The 4,021-nt window shown below is 54.9% G+C and carries 4 protein-coding genes; 1 reads left to right on the forward strand and 3 read right to left on the reverse strand.

From position 1 onward, the window contains the following. The 3 genes from AAAB35_RS25760 to AAAB35_RS25770 form a co-directional block, all read right to left on the reverse strand. On the reverse strand, positions 1 to 356 hold a 356-nt coding region (locus AAAB35_RS25760), incomplete at its 3' end, for a hypothetical protein (RefSeq protein WP_340671190.1). Positions 357 to 360: 4 nt separating this feature from the next. Beyond that, a complete protein-coding gene (locus AAAB35_RS25765; RefSeq protein WP_340671191.1) occupies positions 361 to 1,299 on the reverse strand; it encodes a hypothetical protein in 939 nt (312 codons plus the stop codon). Position 1,300: 1 nt separating this feature from the next. Then, positions 1,301 to 2,119, reverse strand: coding sequence for a hypothetical protein (locus AAAB35_RS25770; protein WP_340671192.1), 819 nt, complete (start codon positions 2,117 to 2,119; stop codon positions 1,301 to 1,303). Between the two features lie 444 nt (positions 2,120 to 2,563). Here AAAB35_RS25770 and AAAB35_RS25775 point away from each other — a divergent pair, with 444 nt between their 5' ends. Beyond that, positions 2,564 to 3,664, forward strand: coding sequence for a helix-turn-helix transcriptional regulator (locus tag AAAB35_RS25775; protein WP_340671193.1), 1,101 nt, complete (start codon positions 2,564 to 2,566; stop codon positions 3,662 to 3,664). Positions 3,665 to 4,021 lie beyond the last annotated feature (357 nt).

The raw sequence follows: 4,021 nt of genomic DNA on the forward strand, positions 1-4,021 counted from the left end.
CGCGTGCTGTCAAAGCTTGCATGCTTGCCTTCGCCGACATGGACAGACCAGCCGCTGCCGGACGTCGTATGGAAGACGACGTAGCCTTTGGACGAGACCGGCATTGCCGTTTGCGATCCGCAGCAGCTGTCTTTCGACCCCTGCATCGTCTTTGCCAGATCAATGTCAAGCTGCATCGCTGTCGCGTCGTCGCGGACCTCGAAACTGACATTTCCCATATGCTTTGCGTCTTTCCTGACGATCGCCGAATAGATACCGGCAGCCGTGAACTGGTGGACAATGCTTGTGGTAAGTCCAAGTGCACCGCTGTCAAAAACGGTGGCTTCGAACAATTGCCGGTTGAGGTTCGCTAACATCGTTTCATCCTATATCTGCCTGAAGAACCATCTCGACGTCATTGTTGAAAACGTTGAGCTTCCGGATCGGAATCTTGACGGGTATGAGCATGGAAGGACCGAAGTTATTGGGGTTCGTGGTTGCAGGCAGCAGCGGGTAGGGGTCTTCGATCGCCGTCAGCGGGGTCTTGTCGCCGAAATAGTCGATGATGAACTGGGCGATGATGTCGATCAGTCCGAAGCTGACATTGAGGAGATCCGATACCCATTCCTGGATATCATCAGGAATGTCGAGGATCCCCCTTACGAGATCGATCACCGGCCCGAGTATCCCCTTGATAATATCCCTTGCCCAGCCAGGCAGGAAGAAAAGGAGATTGTCGACGGCCGCATCGAGCGCTGCCTCCAGAAGATCGCCGACCGTATCGGCAACATCGATAGGATCGATATCCACGATCGGATCGTCGAAGAACAATCGCCACTCGCTTGCCAGCGAAGGGACGGCGTCCTGGGCATCCCAGGCGTTCATTCCGGGCGGCCGCGCCGGGTTGTCGAAATGGCGCATGATGAGACGACCGGTCAACGAAACCTCCGAAACGATGCCGCCGAGCGGCAGGGTGATGGCGATATCCGGATCGTCGTCGAAGATGCAGATTTTTGGCAGGCGCAAAGCACAGCCGAACGGCGTTGGAATGATGCACCAGCCACCAATGCAAATGCCTGGTATGTCGATGCCGAGCGAAAGGTCAAGCTTGTCCCATTTGATGTCGAGTTCGTCGACCTTGACCGTATTGTCGCCGCGCAGGTCGACGGCGCCGTTTTCAAGGTGGAAGGCGATGTCATAGCTCGCGGTAAACGGTCCGAAATCGGCGCTGTCCGCGTCGGCGAAAGCGAAATTATCGCGGATCGCGTTGAACAGGCGAACGAAGCTTGCTTCGGATGCTGCAATGGTGAGGTTGGCCATTTCAGATCACCTCCAGATTGATGAATGCCTTCAACTGGTCATCCTCGATCGCAGGATTGTTCGGAACCGCTGGCGAAATCGGGACTGGTTTGACGACGACACTCACCACATTCTTGATGATTTCCAGTGGCGCCCGCTCTAGCAGGATCCTGAGCTTCGGGATGAGGCCAAGCTTGAGCATCATTTCAAGATAGCATTCCAGCATCGCCTCTAGTTCGTCGGGACGGATATCGACGATTTCGATGCGCTCGACAAACGGCTCGAGGTAGGGTTTGCCATTGTAGAACCGAATCCGCACCCCGCCGACGGCGAAAACGTCAAGGCAGAAGCACATCAGGCTACGCACGGGCAGGGGTCTCGGCGGCACCGGCTCGCGGTCCTTGTCATCCCGGTCAGGTTTGTCCTTGGGAGGCTCGATGAGGCGATCGACGGGGAAATCGCGTGGACAGCCAAGGCCGAGGCACACGCCGAGCGCCATCGCGAAGCGTTGCGGCGCCAGCTTGCCGAGCTCCGGGGGCAGGATGATCAGGTTGCCCGGATGAAAGTCGATCTTGGCCTCAGCGACCTGCACGGCCAATTCCATGGCGAAGTTTGTTCCGGGAATCTGCAGCGGATCGATGCGGGTCATTAGCGGATTGTTTCGCTGGGCGACCACAGGATGGGCATCGATCTGCCGGCACAGCAGCCCGGGATTGGCGATGACGCCAGGCGAAGCATAGTTGAACAATGATGGCCGCTGCCGGCGCACATGCGTTACCACTGCATTGAACGCATCTTCGTGAAGCGCGGCGAAGATGTCGCAATTATCCGTAAATGCCATGTTGACTTCCCCTCGACTGGCAAGTGGAGCAAAAAAGCGACTGGGACGCTCTATGCGATTCGAATGAAAATGCTCTTGTAATGCTGCTTGAAGTCATTGGCGCGGCCGCAGCTGCCTTGCGTTGCAAAATATTCTGTGGAATATTTGCGGCCACAGATGAATATTGGCTATCGACTGACCATTACCGAAGAATACATCGTAGTTCGTTTGATCTATCAATGTTATGAGAAAATATACTGATAGTCGAACCAAATAATGGGCTAATCAGTAATCAGTTGGGGTTATATATTTAACTAATCTGACCGCCCCGCACCAGCCTCATGTGTGATTTTCGACCGTGCCAGCCAATCCGGCGGATCGCTCCGATTGTCTAGTGTTGCTGTAGATAAATTCTCTCGCAACGCTATACTCGTCGGCGATAAGACAGTTTAGCGGCAATGTGGGATGAAGCACGACTTGAAGCTTATCGACGACGAGTTCATCGACCTCGTTTATGCTTCCCTTCTGGGTGAAACCAGTTGGCAGCATTTTCTCGATCGGCTTGCAGCGACCCTTCCAGACGGGAAATCGACCCTCTTTTATCATGATCAGTACAAGGCCACCGGCGCCCTGTCGCTGACGTCCGGCATGACGTCCAAGCAAATCCATCAATACGACACCTACTTCTGCCGCATCAATCCGTGGATGCCGAAGGCAGCGAACCGCAAAATCGGCATCGGCGTGACGGCGGAACAAATGCTTCCCTATGACCGGCTGGTAAAGACCGAGTTCTATTCGGACTTCCTGGTGCCGGCGGGGTCGGAATCGGCCGTCGGCGTTACGATCGTGCGCAATGAGGGCAGGTCATTCCTGCTCAGCATACTGACGAGCGAAAGAGAGACGGAACGCACCGCCGAAGCCGCCGAGCTCCTGACCCGCCTTGCGCCGCATCTCAACAGAGTCTTCAAATACTATCAGAACCGCTCGTTCAACAGATTCAGCAAGGAAGCCCGCGGCCTTGCCTTTGACGCGATCGACGTCGGCCTGATTATCGTTGGAGACAATTCGCATATAAAGTCCGCCTCGGAAACCGCGCAAAAAATCATCGAACAGGGAACGTGTGTGCGCACCTCCGCCTTTGGAAAACTGCACATTGCATCGCACGAGGCTGAAAGCATGTTGCAGAAAATGCTCGATCGGGCATTGCATGAGCCCAAATATGCAAGCTTCCAGGTTAATGACGTCAAGGTGACCTTGATCCACGTTCAGAAGGACCGGTTCTCCTTTTTCTTCGAGGGGCCGACGGTCGTCGTGATCCTGGAGCCCCAGCGCTCCGTGCAACGCACATTCGACCTCGCAGAATTCCGCGACACGTATGGGCTCACCGCGGCGGAAATGAGGGCGCTCAATGGATTGATCGGCGGGCGGACCACAGACGAAATTGCTGCCGAAGCCGGGCTCTCACGTGAGACGATACGATCGCAGATCAAAAGCCTTTATGCCAAAACCAATGCCGCCAATCAGGTTGAACTGATCAGAATGGTTGCAGGCCTGGAAGGACTTTAAAATTGTGCCTCCAAAAAAAATTGCTGTTTTTTTTGATTCACCCCGCAGGGTGAAGCGCTTTCCCGGAAAATCGACAACTATGGGCTTCCGTTAGACAATTCGCTCCCTGAGACACTCAGGCAGGCGGAGAAGCGGACATCAAGTGGAGTAAGCCGTGGCCGGCTGAAAAATGCTCAAAGGTCGACCGGCCACCGCAGCAAGTCATGTCGTACAACTTAGAGTTACAAACAACTGATGAAAAATCAGTGAGTAGGTTTTAGGGGTGAGTATCATGTCAGGAATCACGTATGAGCGAATACCGGATGGCAGGCCAGTTGCCGACCGACGTACAGCTGCCCGTCGTGCCACGCTGCACAT

It is taken from the genome of Phyllobacterium sp. (assembly GCF_037994425.1).
Taxonomy (GTDB): Bacteria; Pseudomonadota; Alphaproteobacteria; order Rhizobiales; family Rhizobiaceae; genus Phyllobacterium.

Excerpts from the sequence above, each read along its gene's own strand:
- AAAB35_RS25775 (WP_340671193.1), top strand. The coding sequence starts at position 2,564 with ATGAAGCACGACTTGAAGCTTATCGACGACGAGTTCATCGACCTCGTT.
- AAAB35_RS25765 (WP_340671191.1), bottom strand. The coding sequence starts at position 1,299 with ATGGCCAACCTCACCATTGCAGCATCCGAAGCAAGCTTCGTTCGCCTG.
- AAAB35_RS25770 (WP_340671192.1), bottom strand. The coding sequence starts at position 2,119 with ATGGCATTTACGGATAATTGCGACATCTTCGCCGCGCTTCACGAAGAT.